The 22,171-nt window shown below is 65.0% G+C and carries 18 protein-coding genes; all 18 read right to left on the bottom strand.

What is annotated here, in order from left to right; genetic code table 11:
- The 18 genes from ACN9MU_RS10770 to ACN9MU_RS10685 all read right to left on the bottom strand — a co-directional run bounded on the left by ACN9MU_RS10770 (position 1) and on the right by ACN9MU_RS10685 (position 21,945).
- A complete protein-coding gene (locus ACN9MU_RS10770) occupies positions 1 to 855 on the bottom strand; it encodes an enoyl-CoA hydratase family protein (RefSeq protein WP_426344559.1) in 855 nt (284 codons plus the stop codon).
- The gene (locus ACN9MU_RS10765; protein WP_426170495.1) at positions 852 to 1,337 is read right to left on the bottom strand and encodes a MarR family winged helix-turn-helix transcriptional regulator; all 486 of its coding nucleotides are present in this window, start codon (positions 1,335 to 1,337) and stop codon (positions 852 to 854) included. Before ACN9MU_RS10765 ends, ACN9MU_RS10770 begins: the two co-directional genes overlap by 4 nt.
- A 13-nt stretch (positions 1,338 to 1,350) precedes the next feature.
- Complete coding sequence (locus tag ACN9MU_RS10760) at positions 1,351 to 2,145, bottom strand: SDR family NAD(P)-dependent oxidoreductase (protein WP_426344558.1); 795 nt, start codon at positions 2,143 to 2,145, stop codon at positions 1,351 to 1,353.
- Between the two features lie 2 nt (positions 2,146 to 2,147).
- Positions 2,148 to 4,523 carry a bifunctional salicylyl-CoA 5-hydroxylase/oxidoreductase gene (locus tag ACN9MU_RS10755; RefSeq protein ID WP_426170491.1) on the bottom strand — a complete coding sequence of 792 codons (2,376 nt, stop codon included), beginning with the start codon at positions 4,521 to 4,523 and terminating at the stop codon, positions 2,148 to 2,150.
- A gap of 8 nt (positions 4,524 to 4,531) precedes the next feature.
- Positions 4,532 to 6,178, bottom strand: coding sequence for an AMP-binding protein (locus ACN9MU_RS10750; RefSeq protein WP_426344557.1), 1,647 nt, complete (start codon positions 6,176 to 6,178; stop codon positions 4,532 to 4,534).
- 129 nt (positions 6,179 to 6,307) lie between these two features.
- Entirely contained in the window at positions 6,308 to 7,015 is a 708-nt protein-coding gene (locus tag ACN9MU_RS10745) for a response regulator (protein WP_426337290.1), read from the bottom strand.
- A gap of 18 nt (positions 7,016 to 7,033) precedes the next feature.
- A complete protein-coding gene (locus ACN9MU_RS10740) occupies positions 7,034 to 11,212 on the bottom strand; it encodes a two-component regulator propeller domain-containing protein (RefSeq protein ID WP_426337289.1) in 4,179 nt (1,392 codons plus the stop codon).
- 44 nt (positions 11,213 to 11,256) lie between these two features.
- Entirely contained in the window at positions 11,257 to 12,426 is a 1,170-nt protein-coding gene (locus ACN9MU_RS10735) for a patatin-like phospholipase family protein (protein ID WP_057260261.1), read from the bottom strand.
- Positions 12,427 to 12,501: 75 nt separating this feature from the next.
- On the bottom strand, positions 12,502 to 14,244 hold the full coding sequence (ggt, locus tag ACN9MU_RS10730) for a gamma-glutamyltransferase (protein WP_426337288.1): 1,743 nt from the start codon (positions 14,242 to 14,244) through the stop codon (positions 12,502 to 12,504).
- 117 nt (positions 14,245 to 14,361) lie between these two features.
- Positions 14,362 to 15,123 (bottom strand): 3-hydroxyacyl-CoA dehydrogenase, encoded by a 762-nt coding sequence (locus ACN9MU_RS10725; protein ID WP_426337287.1) that lies wholly within the window; start codon positions 15,121 to 15,123, stop codon positions 14,362 to 14,364.
- A gap of 64 nt (positions 15,124 to 15,187) precedes the next feature.
- Positions 15,188 to 15,694 carry a hypothetical protein gene (locus ACN9MU_RS10720; RefSeq protein ID WP_426337286.1) on the bottom strand — a complete coding sequence of 169 codons (507 nt, stop codon included), beginning with the start codon at positions 15,692 to 15,694 and terminating at the stop codon, positions 15,188 to 15,190.
- 56 nt (positions 15,695 to 15,750) lie between these two features.
- Positions 15,751 to 17,961 carry a sodium-translocating pyrophosphatase gene (locus ACN9MU_RS10715; protein ID WP_426322266.1) on the bottom strand — a complete coding sequence of 737 codons (2,211 nt, stop codon included), beginning with the start codon at positions 17,959 to 17,961 and terminating at the stop codon, positions 15,751 to 15,753.
- Between the two features lie 204 nt (positions 17,962 to 18,165).
- The gene (gene adk / locus ACN9MU_RS10710) at positions 18,166 to 18,822 is read right to left on the bottom strand and encodes an adenylate kinase (protein ID WP_426170479.1); all 657 of its coding nucleotides are present in this window, start codon (positions 18,820 to 18,822) and stop codon (positions 18,166 to 18,168) included.
- Between the two features lie 78 nt (positions 18,823 to 18,900).
- Entirely contained in the window at positions 18,901 to 19,659 is a 759-nt protein-coding gene (kdsB, locus tag ACN9MU_RS10705) for a 3-deoxy-manno-octulosonate cytidylyltransferase (RefSeq protein WP_426170477.1), read from the bottom strand.
- A 3-nt stretch (positions 19,660 to 19,662) separates the two neighbouring features.
- Positions 19,663 to 19,839 carry a Trm112 family protein gene (locus tag ACN9MU_RS10700; RefSeq protein ID WP_082507565.1) on the bottom strand — a complete coding sequence of 59 codons (177 nt, stop codon included), beginning with the start codon at positions 19,837 to 19,839 and terminating at the stop codon, positions 19,663 to 19,665.
- On the bottom strand, positions 19,820 to 20,899 hold the full coding sequence (gene lpxK / locus ACN9MU_RS10695) for a tetraacyldisaccharide 4'-kinase (RefSeq protein WP_426344556.1): 1,080 nt from the start codon (positions 20,897 to 20,899) through the stop codon (positions 19,820 to 19,822). Before lpxK ends, ACN9MU_RS10700 begins: the two co-directional genes overlap by 20 nt.
- Positions 20,899 to 21,318, bottom strand: a complete 420-nt coding sequence (locus ACN9MU_RS10690) for an ExbD/TolR family protein (RefSeq protein WP_057260354.1) — start codon at positions 21,316 to 21,318, stop codon at positions 20,899 to 20,901. The genes lpxK and ACN9MU_RS10690 overlap by 1 nt, the downstream gene beginning before the upstream one ends.
- Before the next feature lie 21 nt (positions 21,319 to 21,339).
- Positions 21,340 to 21,945 carry a MotA/TolQ/ExbB proton channel family protein gene (locus tag ACN9MU_RS10685; RefSeq protein ID WP_426170474.1) on the bottom strand — a complete coding sequence of 202 codons (606 nt, stop codon included), beginning with the start codon at positions 21,943 to 21,945 and terminating at the stop codon, positions 21,340 to 21,342.
- Between the last annotated feature and the right edge of the window lie 226 nt (positions 21,946 to 22,171).

Here is a 22,171-nt window from a genome sequence, read left to right as displayed (position 1 = left end):
TCAATCGCCCTCGAAAACCGGTTTCTGTTTCGCCACGAAGGCGTGATAGGCTCGGTGAAAGTCGTTGGTGGCCATGCAGATGGCTTGCGCCTGCGCTTCCGCTTCGATGGCTTCGTCGACGCCCATGTTCCACTCCTGTTGCAGCATCTTCTTGGTCATGCCGTGCGCGAAGGTCGGGCCGCTGGCCAGGCCTTGGGCAAAGGCTTGCGCTGCGGCGAGCAGGCTTTCCGGCGCGTGCAGGCTGTTGAAGAAGCCCCAGCGCTCGCCTTCCGTACCGGACATGGAACGGCCGGTGTATAGCAGTTCTGCGGCGCGGCCCTGGCCGATCACGCGCGGCAGCAAGGCGCAGGCGCCCATGTCGCAGCCAGCCAGGCCGACGCGGGTGAACAGGAAGGCGGTCTTGCTGCGCTCCGTGCCGAGGCGGATATCGGAACCCAGGGCAAGCATGGAGCCGGCGCCGGCGCACACGCCGTCGATGGCGGCGATGACCGGTTGCGGGCAGGCGCGCATGGCTTTCACCACGTCGCCGGTCATGCGGGTGAAGGCCAGCAGGCCAGGCATGTCCAGCTTGGTCAAGGGGCCGATGATTTCATGCACGTCGCCGCCGGAGCAGAAGTTCTCGCCGGCGCCGGTGATGGCGATGACCTTGACGTCATCGGCATAGGCCAGTGCGCGGAACAGTTCACGCAGCTCGGCGTAGGAGTCGAAGGTGAGCGGATTCTTGCGCTCGGGGCGGTCCAGGGTAAGCGTGGCGACGCCCTGCTCCACCGTGAACTGGAAGTGCCTGGCCTGGTAGGCGGCGAGTTGCGCGCGGTTGCCCGGCAGGTGTTGCGGTTCCCCTTGCAGGTATTTCATGGTTTGTCCTTTGGTTCGCGGGCGTACAGGTGGCCCTTCATTTGCGACAGCAATTCGATGAGCTGTCCTTTGTCTTCTTGCGAAATCTCTTGCAGCAGTTCGGCAACCCAGCTTTCGTGGACTGCGGCCATTTGCGCGAAGGCTTTGCGTCCAGCGGGCGTGAGCTTGACACTGAAGGCGCGGCCGTCTTTCGGGTCGGGTACGCGGACGACCAGGTTCTCCTGCTCCAATTGGTCGGTGATGCCGGTGACGTTGCCGCCGGTGACCATCATGCGTTTGGAGAGTTCGCCCATGCGCAGGCCTTCGGGGTGGCGCTCAAGCTGCGCCATCAGGTCGAAGCGCGGCAGCGTGATGCCGAATTCGGTGCGCAAGCGGCTGCGGATTTCGGTTTCGATCTTGGTAGTGCAGGAGAGCATGCGCAGCCACAGCTTGAGCGACTGGTGGTGGTCCTTGGTCAGGCGGCTTTCCAGGTCTAATTGCATCGTTCCGGTTTCCTTACATGACTTCACCGCCGGCGACGGCGATGGATTGGCCGGTCATTGCGCTGCTGGACGGCTGGCAAAGCCAGGCCACGGCGTTGGCGACTTCCTCGACCTGCACCAGCTTCTGTTGCGGGTTGCCGGCCGCCAGCTCGGCGCGCGCTTGCTCCTCGCTGCGTCCGGTTTTTTGCATGATGTTGGCGATTGCGTCCTGCACGATGTCGGTTTCCGTGTAGCCGGGGCAGACGGCGTTCACCGTGATGTTCTTTGTCGCCAGTTCCAGCGCCAGCGCCTTGGTCAGGCCGACCAGGCCGTGCTTGGCGGCGACGTAGGCGCTGACGTATTTGTAGCCTTTCAGGCCCGCGGTGGAGGCGATGTTGACGATTCTTCCCCAGCCTTTTTCCAGCATCTGCGGCAGGACCGCTTGCGTGCAGTGGAAGGCGCCGGTCAGGTTCACGTCGAGCATTTGCTGCCAGTGCCGGCTGGTGGTTTTCGCGAACGGCGCGGGCCGCGCCTGCCCGGCATTGTTCAGCAGGATGGTGATCGGGCCGAGTTGCTGCGCGGCTGCGGCGATGGCCGCGTGGACGGCCGCTTCGTCGGTAACGTCCAGCACGCAGATGTCCACCCGCGGCACCTGCGTCCCGCTTCGAGCGTTCCCGGTACGCAGCGAGTCCGCCGCGCGTTCGAGCGCTACCGCATCGCGTCCGGCAATCGTCACGCTGGCGCCTTGGGCCAGCAATGCACGTGCGCAGGCCAGCCCGATGCCCCTGCTGCCGCCGGTGATGAATGCATGCTGGCCAGAGAGCACCATCGTCAGCCCTCCAGCAATTTCGCCGCGACCTGCTGCGGCGTCAGCCCGGCATTGGCGGCGGCCAGCTGGCGTTCGCGCTCAAGATTGCGCTCGAGCTGCTGCTTGCCGGCCAGGTATTGCTTCGGCCAGGTCACGGGCGTGTAGCCAAGCCTGGCCGCCTCGGCCAGCGTCCAGGAAGGGTTTGCGAGATGCGGGCGGCCCACGGCGCACAGGTCGGCGCGGCCGGCCGCGATGATGCCGTTCGCATGGTCGGCTTCGAAGATCGAGCCGACTGCAATGGTCGGAATCCCCGCCTCGTTGCGCACCCGGTCCGCAAACGGCGTCTGGAACATGCGCCCGAATACCGGCTTTTCCAGCTTGCTGACCTGGCCCGAGGAGCAGTCGATCATGTCCGCGCCCGCCAGCTTGAACAGGCGCGCGACCTGCACGGCATCATCCGGCGTGATGCCGCCCTCGACCCAGTCATGCGCCGAAATGCGCACGCTCATGGGCTTATGCGCGGGCCACGCCGCGCGCATGGCCGCAAACACGCGCAAGGGGAAGCGGCAACGGTTCTCGAGCGAGCCGCCATACTCGTCGCCGCGCACATTGGTCAACGGGGAGATGAAAGACGACAGCAGGTAACCGTGCGCGCAGTGCAGTTCAAGCCAGTCGAAGCCCGCTTCTTCGGCCGCCAGCGTGGCGCGCACGAAGTCGGCCTCGATGCGCCGCATGTCCTCCGCGCTCGCGGTGCGGGCCACCTGCGACACACCCGCCAGGTATTGCTGCTGCGAGGCCGCCAGCAGGGGCCAGTTGCCTTTGTCGAGCGGCAGGTCAATGCCGTCCCACATGGCGCGGGTCGAGCCCTTGGCGCCGGCGTGGCCGAGCTGCAAGCCGATCCTGGCGTCCGTGTTCTGGTGGACGAAATCGACGATGCGCTTCCAGGCCATCGTGTGCGCAGGTGCGTACATTCCGGGGCAGAACGGCGTAATGCGGGCATCGGCGGAAACGCAAGTCATCTCCGCCATCACCAGTGCTGCGCCGCCCATGGCGCGCGCACCCAGATGCGCCATATGCCAGTCGCCAACGCAGCCGTCGACCGCACTGTATTGCGCCATCGGCGAGACGATGATGCGGTTTTTCAGCACCAGGCCGCGCACCTTGTACGGGGTGAACATCGGCGGCACCGGAAGGCTGCCGGCCGGCTGCGGCACCCCGGCTTGCGCGAACGCCCGGCCGGCAAGCCAGCGTTCGAAGCCAGCCACGTAGTCCCGGTCGCGCACGCGCAGGTTTTCATGGGACAGCCGCTGGCTGCGCGTCAGCATCGAGTAGGCGAACTGCGGCGCCTCCATCGCGGAGTAGCGCTGCACGTTTTCGAACCACTCCATCGAATTGCGCGCTGCGCTTTGTATCTTCAGCACTTCGACCGCGCGCACGTCCTGATAGGCAGCCAGCGCGTCGCGTGCGCTGCCATGCGCAGCAAAGCAGCGCGCCAGCTCGATCGCGTCTTCCAGCGCCAGCTTGGTGCCGGAACCGATCGAGAAGTGCGCAGTATGCGCCGCATCGCCCATCAGGACCACCGGCACGTCGCCATTCCAGTGCACCCACTTCTGGCACACGATGCGCGGGAACTTGATCCAGACATTCGAGCCGCGCAGGTGGGCGGCGTTGGACATCAGCTTATGCCCTTCCAGCCGCTCGGCGAACAGCTTCTCGCACCAGGCCAGCGCTTCTTCTTGCGGCATGTCGTCCAGCCCGGCAGCGCGCCACACCGATTCCGGCGTCTCGATGATGAAGGTCGACGTCTCGCCGTCGTACTGGTAGATGTGGGCCTGGAACCAGCCATGTTCCGTCTGCTGGAAGTCGAAGGTGAAGGCGTCGAACTTCTTCGTCGTACCCAGCCAGACGAAGCGGCATTGGCGCGCTTCGATCATCGGCTGGAACGTCGCCTCGTAGCGAGCGCGCACGCGCGAATTGAGGCCGTCCGAAGCGATCACCAGGTCTGCGTTGTAGCGCGCCGCCAGTTCCTGGTCGTCCTGCACGTCAGTCTCGAACACCAGCTCCACGCCCAGTTCTTCGCAGCGCTGCTGCAGGATGTTCAGCAGGCGCTTGCGGCCGATGCCGCAGAAACCGTGGCCACCGGAGGTGACTTTCTGCCCTTTGAAGAAGACGTCGATGTCGTCCCAATGGTTGAAAGACTGCAGGATCTCGCGCGCAGTCTTTTCGTCGGCCGCCACCAGGTTGCCCAGCGTCTGGTCGGAAAACACCACGCCCCAGCCGAAGGTATCGTAAGGCCGATTGCGCTCCACCACCACGATGCGGTGCGACGGGTCCTGCTTTTTCATCAGCAGGGCAAAATACAGGCCGGCCGGGCCGCCGCCAATACAAACGATATTCATGCTGTTCCTCAAGTGCTACGGAGTTTGAAGCGTTGCAGCTTGCCGGTTTCGGTGCGCGGCAGCGAAGGCAGGAAGCGGATCGAGCGCGGATACTTGTACGGGGCGATCTGTTCCTTGACGAAGTCTTGCAGCTGCGCCGCCATGTCGGGCGTTGCTTCAAAGCCCGGCTTGAGCACGACATGCGCTTCCACGACCTGGCCGCGTTCCTCGTCCGGCTTGCCGACCACGCCGCATTCGGCCACGGCGGGATGACGCAGCAAGGCGTCTTCAACTTCGGGGCCAGCGATGTTGTAGCCGGCGGAAATGATCATGTCGTCGGTGCGCGAGCGGTAGAAGAAGTAGCCGTCGGCATCCGTTTCGTAAGCGTCGCCAGTCAGGTTCCAGCCGTCCAGCACGTAGTCGCGCTGGCGCGGGTCGTCCAGGTAGCGGCAGCCGGTCGGGCCTTTCACCGCCAGGCGGCCGACAACGCCAGGGCCTACCGGCTGGCCTTTGTTATCGAGGACGCAGGCGCGGTAGCCGGGAATCGGCTTGCCGGTGGCGCCCGGACGGATATCGTCGCCCGCAGCGGAAATGAAGATATGCAGCATCTCCGTGGCGCCGATGCCGTCGATCATGCGCAAGCCGGTGGCCTGCTGCCAGGCTTCGCGCGTTGCCACCGGCAGCGCTTCGCCGGCCGAGACGGACTTGTCCAGGCTCGAAAGATCGTATTTGCCTGCGAGCGTGGCCATCTGGCGGTAAAAGGTCGGCGCGGTAAAGCAGATCGTCGCGCGGTATTTTTCAATCGCCTGCAGCAGCGTTTCCGGCGTCAGCTTTTCCAGCAGCACGGCGGCGGCGCCCACCCGCAGCGGGAACAGCAGCAGGCCGCCCAGGCCGAAGGTAAAGGCCAGCGGCGGCGTGCCGATGAACAGGTCGTCGGCGCGGGACTCGAGGACATGGCGCGGGAAGCAGTCGCAGATGGCCAATACGTCGCGATGGAAGTGGATGGTGCCTTTCGGGACGCCGGTGGTGCCGGACGTGAAGCTGATCAGGCAGATGTCGTCGGCCGCCGTGTCGCATGCCGCGGCGCTCGCCGGCTGCGCATCCATCATGGCCTCGAGCGAATGCCCGGACGCCGCGGCGGCAGCCTGCGCCTCGGCCGGCACGTTGAACCACAGGGTGCGTCCAGGGCGGTTGGGCGCAGCCTCGATCTCTTCGCGCAGGGCATGGGCGCACAGCACCGCCTGCACCTGCGCCTTCTGCATGATGACGCCCAGCTCCCGCGCGCGCAGCAGCGGCATGGTGGGCACCGCGATCAATCCGGCCTTGAGCACGGCCAGCACGGCGGCGGCCATCATTGGATGGTTGGCGCCGCGCAGCAGGACGCGATTGCCGGGCACCAGCGCCATCGGGCCGCGCAGGACGTTGACGATGCGGTCAACCTGCTGCTGCAGTTCGGCGTAAGTCCAGCCGAAGCCTTCGCCGTGCAGGGCGATGCGCGCGCCGCTGCCCGCTGCCACGGCCTGGTCGAGGATCTCGGCCACGCAATTCAGGCGCGCCGGGTACTGCAACTCGGAAAGGTCGAACACCAGGTCCGGCCATTGTTCAACCGGAGGTAGATGCTGGCGCGCGAACTGGTCGAGATGCGCGCTCGGTTCTGCTGCAGTGGGTCTGTTCATGGTCGCCTGGGTAAGGTTCGGTTGAAAGTACAGCCTGCGGTGCAGACTACTTTAAACCTAAACTATATTTACCGCAAGGCCGCGCCAGCCCGGTGGGAGGATTTTCCCGCAAGCGGGCTGGCGATTTTCTCAGCTTTGGCGCACCAGCGAGGATTGGTGCAGCACTGCCCTGATCACGTCCGTCAGCGCCGCCTGCACGGCTTCGTTGCTGACGTGGACGCCGATCAGCGGCTTGAGCGAGGCCGCGGCGCCGTGCAAGCCCAGCGTGGTGCAGCCGGTAAGCAGGCGCTCCAGCCGCACGCGAACCTCCGCCTGCTCGTCGTGCGCCAGCAGCGCATCGATCTCGTTGCTGGCTGCCGTCAGCTGGTTCTGGAAACCGGTCAGGTAGACCAGCAAACGGTCGGCGGCAATGCCCAGCCGCGCCAGGGTGGCTGCCGGCTCTTCCGCCCGGTGCTCATAGCCGTTGGCCGCCTGGTCGAGGAAAGCGCCCAGGTGGGCGCGCACCTGCTCCGACTGGAACGGCTTGACGATGTAGCCGGTGGCGCCGGCCAGGGTGGCCTGCTGCACCGTTTCCTTGTCGGTGGCGGAGGACACCAGCACGAACGGCACTTCGGCCAGGTCTCCCTGCCCGCGCACGCGCTGCAGCAATTCGATGCCGGACAGGCGCGGCATGCGCAGGTCGCAGAAAACGATGCCCGGACGCAGCCCACCCTCCAGCTGCCGCCAGGCGTCGGCGCCGTCTTCCGCTTCAACGATCTCGAACTTGCCGCAACCATCGATCAGGTGCATGAGCACCATGCGTGAGACTACGTCGTCGTCGACTACCAATACTTTCATGCTCTCTCCGCTCTTGTTTTAATGACGCGTTGGGGATACGACGTGTTCCAGCAGCAGCCGCAAGCGCGGCAGCTTTTCGCGGATCGCCGGCCACATGGCGCGGTCGGCGGCCCGTTCCAGTTCACCGCACAGGGCATGCAGTTCGGCCTCGTCCAGGTAGGCGGCACTGCCCTTCATGCCGTGGAACAGGCGGCCGGCAGCATCGGCGTCGGCCGAGGCCAGGGCCTGGTCCAGTTCGCGCAGGCGCGCCGGCAAGTCGGCGATGAAGGCATCGCGCAGGCGCAGCTTGAGCGCCTGTCCTGCCTGGCCCGGCATCGGCGCCGGCGGCGGCAGGTCGCACACGCCGAACATGGCATCGAGCTCCGCCACCGAAGGAAGTTCGGCCGTTCGCGCCCGCAACGGCGGCAGCTTGATGCCGCGCGCCAGCTGGCGCTCGATGGCCCGTTCCAGCTGCATGTGCAGCGCGCCCTCGTCGATCGGCTTGGTCAGGAAATCGTCCATGCCGGCGGCCAGGTAGCGGCTGCGGTCTTCGTCGCTGGCGTTGGCCGTCAGGGCCACGATCATCAGGTGCGGATCGAGCACCGGCGCTTCGCGCGGGCCGCCGGAGCGGATCAGGCGCGTCGCGGTGGAGCCGTCCATTTCCGGCATGCGGCCGTCCATCAGCACCAGGTCGTAGCGCTGCTGGGCGCAGGCGGCCAGCGCCAGCACGCCGTTGCCGGCGATATCGACCTTGTGCCCCAGGTCTTCCAGCATCATGCGCACGATGATCTGGTTGGTGGGGAAGTCTTCTGCGCACAGCACGCGCAGTTGATGCGTATGCGGCTCGCGCGCCACGTGCGGCGCCAGCGGCGGCGCCACGCCGTCGCGCAGCGGAACGGTGAAGGCGAAGCTGGAGCCGGCGCCAGGCGCGCTGACTACGTCGATCTGGCCGCCCATCAGCTCCACCAGCTGGCTGCTGATCGCCAGGCCCAGGCCGGTGCCGCCGTAGCGGCGGGTAGTGGTGGTGTCGCCCTGCTCGAATTTCTGGAACAGGCGCGGCAAGGCGTCGGGCGGAATGCCGATGCCGGTGTCTTCCACCGTGAAGCGGATGCGATGCCCTTGCGGCCCGCTGCTTTCGCGCTCCACGCGCAGCGATACCTTGCCGCGCTCCGTGAACTTGAAGGCGTTGCCGACCAGGTTGACCAGCACCTGGCGCAGGCGGGTCGGGTCGCCGACCACGAATTCCGGCAGGTCGGGCGCAAAATCGACTTCGAAGCCCACCATATTGGACATGGTGTGCTCGGCAAACAGGCTGACCACGTTCTCCACCATGCTGGCCAGCGCGAAGTCGATCGACTCGATGTGCAGCTTGCCGGCTTCGATCTTGGAGAAGTCCAGCAGGTCGTTGATGATGGCCAGCAGCGACTGTGCATTGCCTTGGCCGCGCTCGATCTGCTCGCGGGTGCGCTCGGCCAGCGCGTTGTCGCGCAGGGCGAAGCCCAGCATGCCGATCACCCCGGCCAGCGGGGTGCGCATTTCGTGGCTCATATTGGCCAGGAACTCGGACTTCTGGCGCGTCGCGTCCTCAGCCCTCTGCTTGGCCAGCGACAGGTGCTTGTCGCGCTGCTCCAGCTCGCGCTTCTGCTCTTCCAGCAGCTGGTTCTTCAGCTCCACTTCGGCCGTGCGCAGGCTGACCTGCTTTTCCAGCTGCAGCTGCTGGCTGCGCAGGACGCGCACGCGCATGTGGTAAGCGCCCCCGGCGGCGCCCAGCGCGGCGGCCAGCATGCACAGGCGGAACCACCAGGTTTTCCAGTACGGCGGCGCGATAGTGATTTCCAGCGTGGCGGCGTTGTCGTTCCAGATGCCGTCCTTGTTGGCAGCCTTGACGCGGAACTGGTAGGTGCCGGGGTCAAGGTTGGTGTAGGTCGCGAAGCGCTTGCCCGCATCGGTCACCACCCAGTCCCTGTCGAAGCCGACCAGCTGGTAGGCAAAGCGGTTGCGCTGCGGCGCGGCGTAGTGCAGCGCCGCGAATTCCAGCGAGAATACGGAGTCGCCTTCGCGCAGCGACAGGGAGCTGGTGTATTCGATGGCCTGCTGCAGCACGCCCCTGTTGGCGCCGCCCTGGCCCGGCCGCACCGGCTTGTTGAAGATCTGGAAATCGGTGATAACGGCAGTCGGCGCCGAACTGTTCTCCCGCACCTCCTGCGGATCGAATGCCGTGATGCCGTTGAAGCCGCCGAAGTACAGGGTCCCGTCGGCCGCGCGCAAGGCCGAGCCGTCGAAATAGGCGCCCTCGATGGTGCCGTCCACGCCGGAGTAGTTGCGCACCTGCCCGTTGCCCATGTCGAGGCGGGAGATGCCGGTATTGGTGGACAGCCACAGGTATTTCCCGCGGTCCGGCAGGATGCCGGCGATCGCATCGTCGGCCAGACCATCCTTGCGCAGGAAGCGGCGGAAATGCACGCTGCCGTCGGGGCGCCGCTCCATCCGGTTCAGGCCGGCCGCGGTGCCGATCCACAGCATGCCATCGTCGTCCTCGAACAGGTAGTGCACCTCGTTGTGGCTCAAGCTGCCCTGGTCGTTCGGGTTGTTGCGATAGTGCGTGAAGCGGCCGGTCTTGCGGTCCAGCAGGTCAAGGCCGTTGAAGGTACCGATCCAGAGGTTGCCGCGCCGGTCTTCCAGCACCGGGCGCACCACGCTGTCGGCCATGCTGTGGATGTCGGCCGGATCGTGGCGGAAGGTGAGCACGCCGTTGCTGGACGGGTCGATGCGGTGCAGGCCATTGCGGGCGGACGCCCAGACCATGCCGTCGCGGTCGCCGTACAGGAAGCGGATCACATCGTTTTCAGGATCGCCGTGCGACAGCATCAGCGGACCAAAGCGGCGCGCCCTGATGTCGAAGCGGCGCACGCCGTTGCGGCTGCCAACCCACAGCACATTGCGGTCGCGCGGGTCGTGCAGCAAGGCCGTGACCTGGAATTCCAGGCTGTCGTTGCCGCTGCCGGTGCGATACAGCACGGTCTTGCCGGTCACCGGATCGTAGTAATTGAGGCCGTCGCTGTTGCCAACCCAGACCTTGCCGTCGCCTGCGTCGAGCAAGGCGCGCACCTTGTTGTCGGTCAGCGTGAAGGGCTGGCCCGGGTCCTTGACCAGGCGCGCAAAGCCGCCGCTGCCCAGGTCGACCCGGCTGACGCCGCGATACCAGGTACCGACCCACAAGGTGCCGACGTTGTCGCGGAACAGCGAGAACACATAGTTGTCCGCGATGCTGTGCGGGTCGCCCTGCTGGTGGCGGTATTGCACGAAGCGGTCGTCCGACTGGCGCCAGCGGAACAAGCCGCCGGTCTGGCTGCCGACCCACAGCGTGCCATCCTGGTCCTGGTAGATGCGCTTGACCGTGCTTTGCGGCAGGCCTTCCGCCGCGCCCAGCACCCGGCGCTGCGGATATTTTCCTTCCAGCGTCCAGCGCTCGATGCCGTTCTGGGTGCCGACCCACAGCACCTGGTCGCGGTCCACCAGCAGGGACTGGGCGCCGCGGGCGCCCGCTGCCTTGAGCGGATAGTGGATGAACGTGCGCGACCCCGTCTCCAGCATGTCGACGCCGGCCGAGGTGGCAATCCACAGCCTGCCCTGCTTGTCGCGCGCCAGGGCATTGACCTGGTCGTGGCCAAGGCTGCCCGCTTCAGCGCGATCGTGGTGGTAAATGAGGAACTTGCCCGTCGACGGATCGAAATGCTGCAGGCCGTCGGCGGTGCCGATCCACAGGCCATCGGCGCCGTCATCGATGATGGCTTTGATATGGCGGTTGCCGCTGCCGCGCTTTTCCGGCTCGCGCGGCAGATGGTGGCTGAACGACTGGGTTCTGGGGTCGAACAGGTCAAGGCCGCCATCGGTGCCGACCCACATGCGGCCGCGCGGATCGAGGTGCAGCACGCCGACCCAGTTCTCGGCCAGGCTGCGCTGGTCGCCAACGATATTGCGGTAGACCGTGACCTTGTAGCCGTCAAATCGGCTCAGGCCCGCCTGGCTGCCGAACCACATGAAGCCCTGGCGGTCCTGCATGATCGCCAGTACCGACTCCTGAGCCAGGCCGTCGTCCACGTCCAGCTGCTCGAAACGCAGGGTGCGCGGCGGCGCCGCCAGCGCCGGGAGGGCGAGCGTGCAAGCCAGGGCCAGTGCGGCCAGGCGAGGAAGCAGACGACGAACTATTCCAGCCACGGTTCAGAAATGGGCAAAAGCTGCCATTTTACTATTGCTCGCCATCAGGACCCGAAAAATGCCAGGACGTCCGCGCGGCGGGCCTGGGTATCGCGCTGGCCGAGCCGGATCAGCTCCTGGGTGTAGCTGGCTTCAAACAGCAGGTAGGAGGCCAGCGCCGAACCGCGCGCCTCGGTGGCGCCGATCCCGGACAGCATGGTGCGAATCGGCGCCGGCAGGCTGCCGATGTGGCGCGCAGCCAGGTCGTCCAGCCGTTCGGACGGCGCGATTACCAGCAGTTCCACGGGCCGCAGCGGAGTCTTGGCCAGCAGGTCTTCCGGCAGCACGGACAAGGTCTGGTTGACGCGGTTCAGGCGTTCGATATCGACCGCCAGCCCGTCCAGGAAGATGGAGGACATGGCATGGCCGGCGATCTGGGCCAGGCTCGGGTAGCGCGGCGTTTCCGTCATCTGGCGCGGCGGCTCGGTCAGGCGGCCGGCGCCGACCACCAGCACCTTCTGCGCCCCAAGGTGGATGGCCGGCGAAATCGGCGCCAGCTGGCGCATCGAACCGTCGCCGCAATACTCCAGGTGGCCGCCCATGTACAGGGGCGTGGCCGGGAAGATGAAGGGAATCGCCGACGACGCCAGCAGGTGCTCGACGCCGATCTGGTCCTGCATCGCCACGCGCTGCATCCTTACCCAGGGTGCGATTTCGGCGGCGGTCTGGTAGAAGGTGATGTGCTGGCCGCCGGTGTAGGACGATGCGGTGACGGCTACCGCGTGCAGCAGGCCTTCCTGCAGGCAGTTGTCCAGGCGCGGCAAGTCCAGCATGCGGTGCAGCAGGTTCACCAGCGGGGTGTTGTCGAGCAGCGACTGCGGCGGCGCGGCGCGCCATTTGCGCAGCAGCCAGCCGAAGGACAGCAGCGACAGCCAGCGCGCCCCCGAACGCAGCACGCCCAGCGAATCGGCGCGATACACCTGGTTCGCTTCAAAATTGCTCCATACATCGAGCAGTTTCTGCACGCCTTCGCCGAAATTGTCGGCGCGGCAGGCCAGCGCGGTGGCATTGATGGCGCCAGCCGAAGTGCCGCAAATGATCTGGAAGGGATTACGTGCCGGCGGCCATCCCTCTTCCCACAGGATTTCGGAAATCGCCTGCAAAACGCCAATCTGGTAAGCCGCCCGGGCGCCGCCGCCCGTCAGGATCAAGCCCGTTTTCTTTTTCATGCCCATTTATCAAGGGTAACATGCTGGCTGCGGGGCGGGAATGACTTGCGCCCTGCCCGCCAGCAGCCTGTCGCGCGCTCGTCACTCGCCGCGCACGATGCCTTCGCGGCGCGGGTCGGCGCCGCCGAACCAGCCGGCCGGCGTGCGCTGCAAGCCTTGCAGGCCCGAGTTGAGTTCCACCTGGCGCACCTCGTGGCCGCGCGCTTTCAACTGATCCACCACCTCGCCCGGGAACTTGCCCGCTTCCAGCTCGGTGGGGCCATTGCGGCTGCCGAAATTGGGCAGGCTGATGGCCTGCTGCACATTGAGGTTCCAGTCAAGCGCACCAACCAGCACCTTGGCCACGTAGTTGATGATGGTCGAGCCGCCCGGCGAGCCGGTGGCCAGCACCAGTTGCCTGGTCTGCCTGTCGAAGACCAGGGTCGGGGCCATCGAACTGCGCGGGCGCTTGCCAGGCTGCACGCGATTGGCGATCGGGCCGTTTTCGTCCACCGAATCCCAGGAGAAGTCGGTCAGCTGGTTATTCAGCAGGAAGCCGTCGACCATCTGGCGCGAACCGAAGGCGTCTTCCACCGAAGTGGTCATGGAAATGGCGTTGCCGTTGCCGTCGACTACCACCAGGTGCGAGGTGGACGGCTTGTCCAGCGCAGTGTCATCGCCCCAGGCTACTTTGACTTCAGCCGGCACGCCGGCGCGGGCGCGGCCCATCGACTTGTCGCCGATGAGGGCGGCGCGCTGGCGCAGGTAGGACTTGTCGAGCAGGCCGCTGGCGCCCTTGCCGGGCAGCGGCACGAAGTCGGTGTCGGCCACGTAGCGGTTGCGGTCGGCGTAGGCCAGGCGCTCGGCTTCCGTCATCAAGTGGATGGCGTCAGCCGTGATCACGCCGTTGACCGGCGCGTAGTCGCCGATCTTGCTGTTCTCCAGGATGCCCAGGATCTGCGCGATCGCTACGCCGCCCGACGACGGCGGCGGCATGCCGCACACCTTGTAGGCGCGGTAGTCGGTGCACAGCGGCTCGCGTTCCCTGGCCCGGTAGCCCGCGATGTCGGCTGCCGTCAGGCCGCCGGGATTGGTCGGGTGGCCCTGCACTTTCGCAGCGATGTCGCGCGCGATGCGGCCACGGTAGAAGGCATCGGCGCCTTCGGCAGCGATTTCACGCAGGGTCTTGGCCAGTGCCGGATTTTTCAGGACATGGCCGACGGGCCAGGGTTTCTTGTCCTTGTCGAAGAAATAGGCGGCAGCGACCGGGTCGCGCTGCAGGTAACGCTCGCTGGTCAGCAAGGCGTTCAGGCGCGGACTGACGGCGAAGCCCTCTTCCGCCAGCTTGATGGCGGGCGCGAACAGTTTGGACCAGGCCAGCTTGCCGTACTCCTTATGCGCCAGTTCCAGCATGCGCAGCACGCCGGGGGCGCCGACCGAACGGCCGCCTACTACGCCTTCCGGCCGCGGCAAGGGTTTGCCGTTGGCGTCCTGGAACAGGGTTTCGGTGGCGGCGGCGGGCGCGGTTTCGCGGCCGTCGAAGGAACGGACTTTCTTGCCGTCCCAATGCATCATGAAGGCGCCGCCGCCGATGCCGGAAGATTGCGGCTCGACCAGGGTCAGTACCAGTTGGGTGGCGATCGCTGCATCAACGGCGGAGCCGCCTTGCTTCAGCATCTGGTAGCCGGCTTCGGTGGCCAGCGGGTTGGCCGCGGCGACCATGAATTTCTGTGCGGACCAACCGGCTTTATCCTGCCAGCCAGTGGCGATTTCAGGAGCACGGTTGTCTTGGGCGTGGAGCGGGAGGGTGCAGAGCAGTGCTGCGGCAAGGGCTAGTGCTTTCATCCGGCCATGCTACACCAAAACCGGCAATTCAGTGCCAGACCCATAGGGTCTGGCACTCGGCATGCGGCGGCCGCGTATTCGTGTCTGACCCTGCGGGTCAGACACGGGTTTTCCGGTTTATTTAGGCTGCATCCGAATCGCGCCATCCAAACGGATCGTCTCACCATTCAGCATAGTATTTTCGATAATGGACTTGGCCAGCGAAGCATATTCGAACGGCTTGCCCAGCCGTGGCGGGAACGGCACCATCTTGCCCAGCGCATCCTGCACTTCCTGCGGCATGCCCAGCAACATCGGGGTCTCGAAGATACCCGGCGCAATGGTCATCACGCGGATGCCCGAACGCGACAGGTCGCGCGCCATCGGCAAGGTCATGCCGGCCACACCAGCCTTGGAGGCGCCATAAGCCGTCTGCCCGATCTGGCCATCAAATGCGGCCACCGATGCAGTATTGATAATCACACCGCGCTCGCCCCACTCCGCCGCTTCGGTCTTGCCCATGGCATCAGCCGCCAGTCGGCACATATTGAAGGTGCCGACCAGGTTGATATTGATGGTGCGCGCGAAGGATTCGAGCGGGTGCGGGCCATCCTTGCCCACGGTCTTGATCGCCGGCGCCACGCCGGCGCAGTTGACCAGGCCGCGCAGGGTGCCCATGGCGGTAGCCGCAGCCACCACAGCCAGGCCGTCCGCTTCCGAAGTCACGTCGCATTTGACGAATTTTGCTGCGCCCAGTTCTGCCGCCAGCTTTTCGCCGGCTTCCACCTGCACGTCCGCCAGCACGACCTTGCCGCCGTTATCGACGATCATGCGCGCGGTCGCCGCGCCCAGGCCCGACGCGCCGCCGGTGATGATGAATACTTGGTCCTTGATCTGCATGCTTTTGTCTCCCCTATTCACTTTACGTTACGTAAACGTCAATCGAGGCGTATTGTAGCCGAAATCAGTAGCAAGTCATCCATCCTCCGCTCTGGGAACACACTTTTCCGCTCGGGCTGATGACCTGGCCGGGCGGCCCGTGGTAATAGGTACCGCTGGTGTCGCGGCAGCCGCCAGCGTCGCACTGGACCGGGATCGGCGCGCTGGGGCCGGGCAGCGGCGTCGCTGGCGGCAAGACAGCGCCCGGCGGCAGCGACGGCTGGCCCGCACGCGGCAGTTGGGCGATCGCCGTCGGCGCCGCATGCGGATCGCGTTTGGTCAGCATGGGCGCCCAGGTCAGTGAAGGATCGGGGGCCGGCGCAATGCGCGGAGTCGGGGTGACAGTCAGCGGCACCGGGCGGCGCGGCATATTCTTGCGGGCAGGCGCCGTGCGGCAAGGCTCCTGCAGCAGGCGCTTGCCATCTGCGCTGAGCCGGCATTCCGGCAAGCGCCGGTACTCGTCAAGGGATTCGGTGCCAGCGGCCGGGCCGGACAGCCCGGCGGCCAGCGCCAGCAGGAGTGGATAGTTCATGTTGCCCTCCGCAGCGTACAGACATCATACGCCGCAGAGGGTTGACGCGGCGCGACTTACTTCGCCGCCGGCGTCTCGCTTGCGGCTTGGGCCGGCACCTCGGCCATGGCGGGAGCCACCGCTGGCGCAGCCACGGGCGCTGCCACCTGCGGCGCCGCAGCCGAAGCCGGGGCCACCACCTGTTGCTGCGCCTGCATCGGCGCCATGGTCACCGACAGGATGCCGGTGACCGGCAACAGCGGCACCAGCAGCAGCGCCACGATGTTGATGATCTTGATCAGCGGGTTGACGGCCGGACCGGCAGTATCCTTGTACGGGTCGCCCACGGTATCGCCGGTCACCGCCGCCTTGTGCGCGTCGGAACCTTTGCCGCCATGGTTGCCGTCCTCAATATACTTTTTCGCGTTATCCCAGGCGCCGCCGCCGGTGGTCATCGAGATCGCCACGAACAGGCCGGTGATGATGGTGCCCATCAGCAGGCCTCCCAGCGCGCGCGGGCCGAGCAGCATGCCGACCAGGATAGGCACCAGTACGGGCAGCAGCGAAGGCGCAATCATTTCCTTGATGGCGGAGGCAGTCAGCATGTCGACGGCCTTGTCGTACTGCGGCTTGCCGGTGCCGTCCATGATGCCCTTGATGTCGCGGAACTGGCGGCGCACTTCCACCACCACGGCGCCGGCAGCGCGGCCGACGGCCTCCATCGCCATGGCGCCGAACAAGTAAGGGATCAGGCCGCCGATGAACAGGCCGACGATTACCATCGGGTCGGACAGGTCGAAGGACATCTCCATGCCGCGCGACTGCAGGGCGTGGGTGTAGTCGGCAAACAGCACCAGCGCAGCCAGGCCGGCCGAGCCGATCGCATAGCCCTTGGTCACCGCCTTGGTGGTGTTGCCCACCGCATCCAGCGGGTCGGTAATGGCGCGCACGGAATCCGGCATGCCCGACATTTCGGCGATGCCGCCGGCGTTGTCGGTAATCGGGCCGTAGGCGTCCAGCGCCACGACGATACCAGCCATCGACAGCATGGAGGTCGCCGCAATCGCAATGCCGTACAGGCCGGACAGCTTGAAGGAAACCAGGATCGCCACGCACACGGCAAGCACTGGCCATGCGGTGGATTTCATCGACACGCCCAGGCCCGCAATGATATTGGTGCCGTGGCCGGTGGTGGAAGCTTCCGCGATATGGCGCACCGGCGTGAATTCGGTGCCGGTATAGAACTCCGTGATGTAGACCATCAGGCCGGTCAGCACGATGCCGACAACCGTTGCACCCAGCATCTTGTAGCGCATCTCATCATCCGGCCAGACCATCCAGGTTACGATGACGAAGCCGATCAGCGACAGGCCGGCGGCCCACCACAAGCCAGTGTACAGGGCCGACATGATCTTCTTGCCCGGTTTCGCCTTGACCATGGAGCAGCCGATGATGGAGCCGATGATGGACACGGCACCCAGCAGCATCGGATAGATGGCCGCCTGCGCCGGCGCGCTGGTGATCATCAACGCGCCAAGCAGCATGGTCGCGATCAGGGTCACCACATAGGTTTCAAACAGGTCGGCCGCCATGCCGGCGCAGTCGCCCACGTTGTCGCCCACGTTGTCGGCGATCACCGCCGGATTGCGCGGATCGTCCTCGGGAATGCCCGCCTCCACCTTGCCCACCAGGTCGGCGCCCACGTCGGCGCCCTTGGTGAAGATGCCGCCACCGAGGCGGGCGAAGATCGAGATCAGGGAAGCGCCGAAGGCCAGGCCGATCATCGGCTTCAGCACTTCATGCACATTGTGCGTCGGGTCAGGCGCGCCCGGAGCGCCCATCACGGTGAGCACCCAGTAGAATCCGGCTACGCCCAGCAGCCCGAGGCCGACCACCAGCATGCCGGTGATGGCGCCGCCCTTGAAGGCGACATTGAGCGCCTCGTTCATGCCCACCGACGCAGCCTGCGCGGTACGCACGTTGGCCCGCACCGACACATTCATGCCGATAAAGCCGCAAGCGCCGGAAAGCACGGCGCCAAGAAGGAAGCCGATGGCGGTCTTCATATCGATCGCCGCCCCGATGGCTACCAGCAGAACAACACCGACGATACCGATGGTGCGGTACTGGCGGGCCAGGTAGGCCGCAGCACCTTGCTGGATGGCTGTCGCGATTTCCTGCATGCGGGCGTTGCCCGCGTTCTGTCCAAGAATCCAGCTGCGCGCCCACAGCCCGTACACCACCGCGAGCACGCCGCACGCAATCGCGAACCACAAACTTGCTGCCATAGATTGCCCCCTTACGTTATTAGAATCAAAAGCCACAAAACGAACTCGGTACGACCGAACTACGTACTGCAAAACTTTGACACTTCACGGCCAGGGGGCCGCCAAACCGGTAGACCAGTGTCAGACCCGCAGGGTCTGACACTTGCGACGCGACTGTCGCGTACCGGTTTGAAAAAAGCGGGCCAGGAGCCCGCTTCATAAGTATTAGCTGTTCAGAGCCGCGAACGCACGGTCGCGAATCTCTTCGACTGGACCAACGCCTTCGATCTTGCGATATTTCGGCGCACCAGGCTGGCCCGATTTGGCCCACTCGCCGTAGTAGCCAAGCAGGACTTCAGTCTGGTTGTGGTAGACGTCCAGGCGCTTCTTGACGGTTTCTTCCTTGTCGTCGTCGCGCTGCACCAGGTCTTCGCCGGTGACATCGTCCTTGCCTTCGACTTTAGGAGGATTGAATTTGACGTGGTACACACGGCCCGAAGCCGGGTGGCTGCGGCGGCCGCTCATGCGTTCGACGATCTGGTCGTCCGGTACGGCGATTTCCAGCACGTAGTCGATTTTGACGCCTGCGTCCTTCATCGCGTCGGCTTGCGCGGTGGTACGCGGGAAGCCGTCAAACAGGTAGCCATTGGCGCAATCGGCCGCTTTCAGGCGGTCTTTCACGAGGCCGATGATGATGTCGTCCGAAACCAGTTGGCCCGCGTCCATCACTTTTTTAGCGGCCAGGCCCAGTTCAGTACCTTCCTTGATTGCCGCACGCAGCATGTCGCCGGTGGAAATCTGAGGGATGTTGTACTTTTCCTTGATGAAGTTGGCCTGGGTGCCCTTACCGGCTCCTGGTGCTCCTAACAGAATGAGACGCATGAATGTTCCTAAACGATTTAATAATAATTTTTGATGATGCCTTAGCCACCTTGCTAGAAACTTACCACAGAAGTTGGCTTATCCGCCACTTTTGTAGAGTGCTTGTACACGCGCCAGGTCTTCCGGGGTGTCCACACCGGCCGCCGGGGCGGAATCGGTCACGTGTACGGCAATGGGGTATCCATGCCACAGTACGCGCAGCTGCTCCAGGGCTTCAATCCCTTCCAGCGGCGACACTTCCAGCGCCGGATAGGCCTGCAGGAAGTCGTTTCTATAGGCGTACAGCCCAATATGGCGCAAGGGCACGTAGCCGGCCGGCAGGGCCGACTTGTCCTTGGCGAAGGCATCGCGGTGCCACGGGATGGTGGCACGGCTGAAATACAATGCGCGGCCCTGCTTGTCCAGCACCACCTTCACCACGTTCGGGTTGAAGGCGTCCGCCACGTCGTGCAGCGGGTGTGCGCAGGTGGACATCGGCACGTCGGCGCCGATGCGGGCGGCGGCAGCCTGCAGCAGTTGCGGCTCGATCAGGGGCTCGTCGCCCTGCAGGTTGACCACGACGGCGTTTGCCGGCAAATTCATGGCGCGCGCCACTTCGGCGATGCGGTCAGTGCCGGACGGGTGGTCGGCACGGGTCATGAAAGCTTCGATGCCATGCTGTTCGCAGGCTTCTTTGATAGAGGCGTGGTCGGTGGCGACAACGATGCGGGCCGCGCCGGCTTCCTTCGCGCGCTCGGCCACGCGCACCACCATCGGCTTGCCGCCCAGGTCGGCCAGGGGCTTGTTGGGCAGGCGGGTCGAGGCCAGGCGGGCCGGGATGATGACGATAAAGGACACCGTTTACTCCGTGGTGTCTGGCAGGGAGCGCGCTTCGTCGGCCCACATGATCGGGATGCCGTCGCGGATCGGGTATGCCAGGCGGTCGCCTTTGCAAATCATTTCCTGGGCTTTTTTGTCGTACTCCAGAGGGCCCTTGCACACAGGGCAGACCAGGATATCAAGCAGGCGTGCGTCCACGTAGTTTCTCCACAATTTGATCGGCCAGCGCCGCGTCGATGCGGGCGCTGACTGGAACGACCCAGATTCTTGGATCGTTGCGTAGTTCTTCAATTTGCCAGCATTTTACTGCATCCTTCTCCGTCACCAGAATAAAGTCGGCCTCGACATTCGCGAACGGGCGGTCTTTAAAGTCGTGATGATCGGGGAGCGGCAACTCCTGCGGCTCAAGTCCCGCGGTGCGCAGCATGGCAAAAAAACGGCCCGGATTGCCGATGCCTGCCGCTGCGGCCACGCGCAGCCCGTCGCCTTGCCCCGCACGGCGGGCCAGTTCGGCCAGCGTCATGCGCTCGCTGCGCTCAGCCAGCCGTTCTGCAACGTCGCCGGCGAGGCGCATCTGCCAGGGAGCAGCCGGTGCGCCACCGCGGGCGGCGCCGGGTGGCGCAATGGCGGTGCACAGCGCTGCCGTCAGTTCGGGCGCGTTGACCACGGTGAAATCGCGTTTGCGGGACGGCGCCTCGCGCAGCGGCCCGGCTGGCAGCGTCCAGCCATTGCCAACTCCCCTGCCGTCAAACAGCACGATTTCGATGTCGCGCGCCAGGGCGTAATGCTGCAAGCCGTCATCCGTGACGATAATGTTGACTTCGGGGTAAGCCGCCAGCAGCGCCTCGCCTGCCGCCGCACGCGCACGGCCAACGAAAACCGGGCAGCCGGTGCGGGCGGCAATCAGGACTGGTTCGTCGCCCACCTCGGCCGGCGTCGACACGGCGCTGACTTCGCGCGGCGCGGCATCCGTGCTGCCGAAGCCTCGCGACACAACGCCCGGCCGGAAACCGGCCGCACGCAGCGCATCGACCAACCAGATGGTCAGCGGCGTCTTTCCCGTACCGCCAATGAAGATATTCCCCACGACGACGACCGGCACCGGCAAGCGCTCGGCGTGCGAGACGCCAAGCGCATACAGGCCGCGGCGCACGGCGGCCAGCCCCCGGAACAGCAGGGACAAGGGCCAGAGCACGCATGCCAGCGCGCCCCGCCGCAACCACTCGCGCGAGAACGTCGTCTCGAGGGAAGAGGCCATTACCTGGCCTGGGCGGTCTGTGCCTCGAAGGTCACGCGCTCGAAGCCAGCCACGCGCGCCGCTTCCATCACGTTGATCACCATCTGGTGCATCGCGAACTGGTCGGCGTTGATCTTGACAATCGGGTTGGCATCCTTGGTGGCAGCCTTCATCTGCTCGGCCAGGCCGGCTACGTCGTGGAACGCAACCGGCGTGCCGTTGATGGTGTAGTTGCCCTTGGCATCCACTGTCACATTCAGGTCATTCGGCTGCTCCACCGTCTTTTCCGCATCGGCGGTCGGCAAGGTGATTTTCAGCTCGGTGAACTTGCTGTACGTGGTGGTGATCATCAGGAAGATCAGGATCACCAGCAGCACGTCGATAAACGGGATCAGGTTGATCTCGGGATCTTCGCGCTTCTGGCCTCGGCGGAAATTCATCGCCATAAACTGATCCCTCGCTTACTTGCGGGAGTTGTGGACCACGTCCACGAACTTGACCGCCTGCTGCTCCATGTCGATGACGAAGGAGTCAACCAGGGCGCGGAAGTGGCGATAGAACACCAGGGTCGGCATCGCGATTGCCAGGCCGAAACCGGTGTTGTACAGCGCCACCGAAATACCGTGCGCCAGTTGCGCAGGGTTGGCGCCGGCGGAATTCTGCGAACCGAAGATCTCGATCATGCCGACCACGGTACCGAACAGGCCCATCAGCGGTGCCAGGGTAGCGATGGTGCCGAGGGTGGTCAGGAAGCGCTCCAGCTCGTGCGCCACGGCGCCGCCCGCCTCTTCAATCGACTCTTTCATCACATCGCGTGGGGCGTTGACATTACGCAACGCTGCCGAAAGAACAACGCCCAGCTGGGACGATTTTTCCAGCTTGGTGATGATGTCGTTATTGATGTTTCCGCTGCGATAGACGCGAACCACCTCGTCCAGCAGTGTCTTCGGAATGATGCGCGAACGGCGCAGATACATCAGGCGCTCAACGATCAGAGCAAGGGCAACGATGGAAGCGATCAGCAGAGGCCAGATAGGCCAGCCGGCGGCCTGGAAAATTGCGAGCAAGACATACTCCTAAGAAAGAAAACCTAAACGCGCAATGTAGCGTGTCGAGAGCTATCAGGCAAGTGTGCGCATTCTTCACATTTTCTGTGGACAACATTGTTGGCAATCCAACTAATTCACCCTAAACCCATGATTTGTTTATGATTTTTCCTAATGCAAAAATTTTCATCAGCTTCGCTCAGCGCAGTTCTACACATATTCTGTGGACAAAATTGTGGGGAATGGT

Origin of the sequence: Pseudoduganella sp. R-32 (assembly GCF_049913245.1) — a bacterium.
Lineage (GTDB): Bacteria > Pseudomonadota > Gammaproteobacteria > Burkholderiales > Burkholderiaceae_D > Rugamonas.
Note: the sequence above shows the minus strand (reverse complement) of the source record. Positions and strands in the feature narration are given on the sequence as shown.

Bases quoted from the DNA above. Each gene is read 5' to 3' on its own strand.
- ACN9MU_RS10760 (WP_426344558.1), bottom strand. From the start codon at position 2,145: ATGGTGCTCTCTGGCCAGCATGCATTCATCACCGGCGGCAGCAGGGGC.
- ACN9MU_RS10755 (WP_426170491.1), bottom strand. From the start codon at position 4,523: ATGAATATCGTTTGTATTGGCGGCGGCCCGGCCGGCCTGTATTTTGCC.
- ACN9MU_RS10750 (WP_426344557.1), bottom strand. From the start codon at position 6,178: ATGAACAGACCCACTGCAGCAGAACCGAGCGCGCATCTCGACCAGTTC.
- ACN9MU_RS10770 (WP_426344559.1), bottom strand. From the start codon at position 855: ATGAAATACCTGCAAGGGGAACCGCAACACCTGCCGGGCAACCGCGCG.
- ACN9MU_RS10765 (WP_426170495.1), bottom strand. From the start codon at position 1,337: ATGCAATTAGACCTGGAAAGCCGCCTGACCAAGGACCACCACCAGTCG.
- ggt (WP_426337288.1), bottom strand. From the start codon at position 14,244: ATGAAAGCACTAGCCCTTGCCGCAGCACTGCTCTGCACCCTCCCGCTC.
- ACN9MU_RS10725 (WP_426337287.1), bottom strand. From the start codon at position 15,123: ATGCAGATCAAGGACCAAGTATTCATCATCACCGGCGGCGCGTCGGGC.
- ACN9MU_RS10720 (WP_426337286.1), bottom strand. From the start codon at position 15,694: ATGAACTATCCACTCCTGCTGGCGCTGGCCGCCGGGCTGTCCGGCCCG.
- ACN9MU_RS10690 (WP_057260354.1), bottom strand. From the start codon at position 21,318: ATGAATTTCCGCCGAGGCCAGAAGCGCGAAGATCCCGAGATCAACCTG.
- ACN9MU_RS10715 (WP_426322266.1), bottom strand. From the start codon at position 17,961: ATGGCAGCAAGTTTGTGGTTCGCGATTGCGTGCGGCGTGCTCGCGGTG.
- adk (WP_426170479.1), bottom strand. From the start codon at position 18,822: ATGCGTCTCATTCTGTTAGGAGCACCAGGAGCCGGTAAGGGCACCCAG.
- ACN9MU_RS10745 (WP_426337290.1), bottom strand. From the start codon at position 7,015: ATGAAAGTATTGGTAGTCGACGACGACGTAGTCTCACGCATGGTGCTC.
- ACN9MU_RS10735 (WP_057260261.1), bottom strand. From the start codon at position 12,426: ATGGGCATGAAAAAGAAAACGGGCTTGATCCTGACGGGCGGCGGCGCC.
- lpxK (WP_426344556.1), bottom strand. From the start codon at position 20,899: ATGGCCTCTTCCCTCGAGACGACGTTCTCGCGCGAGTGGTTGCGGCGG.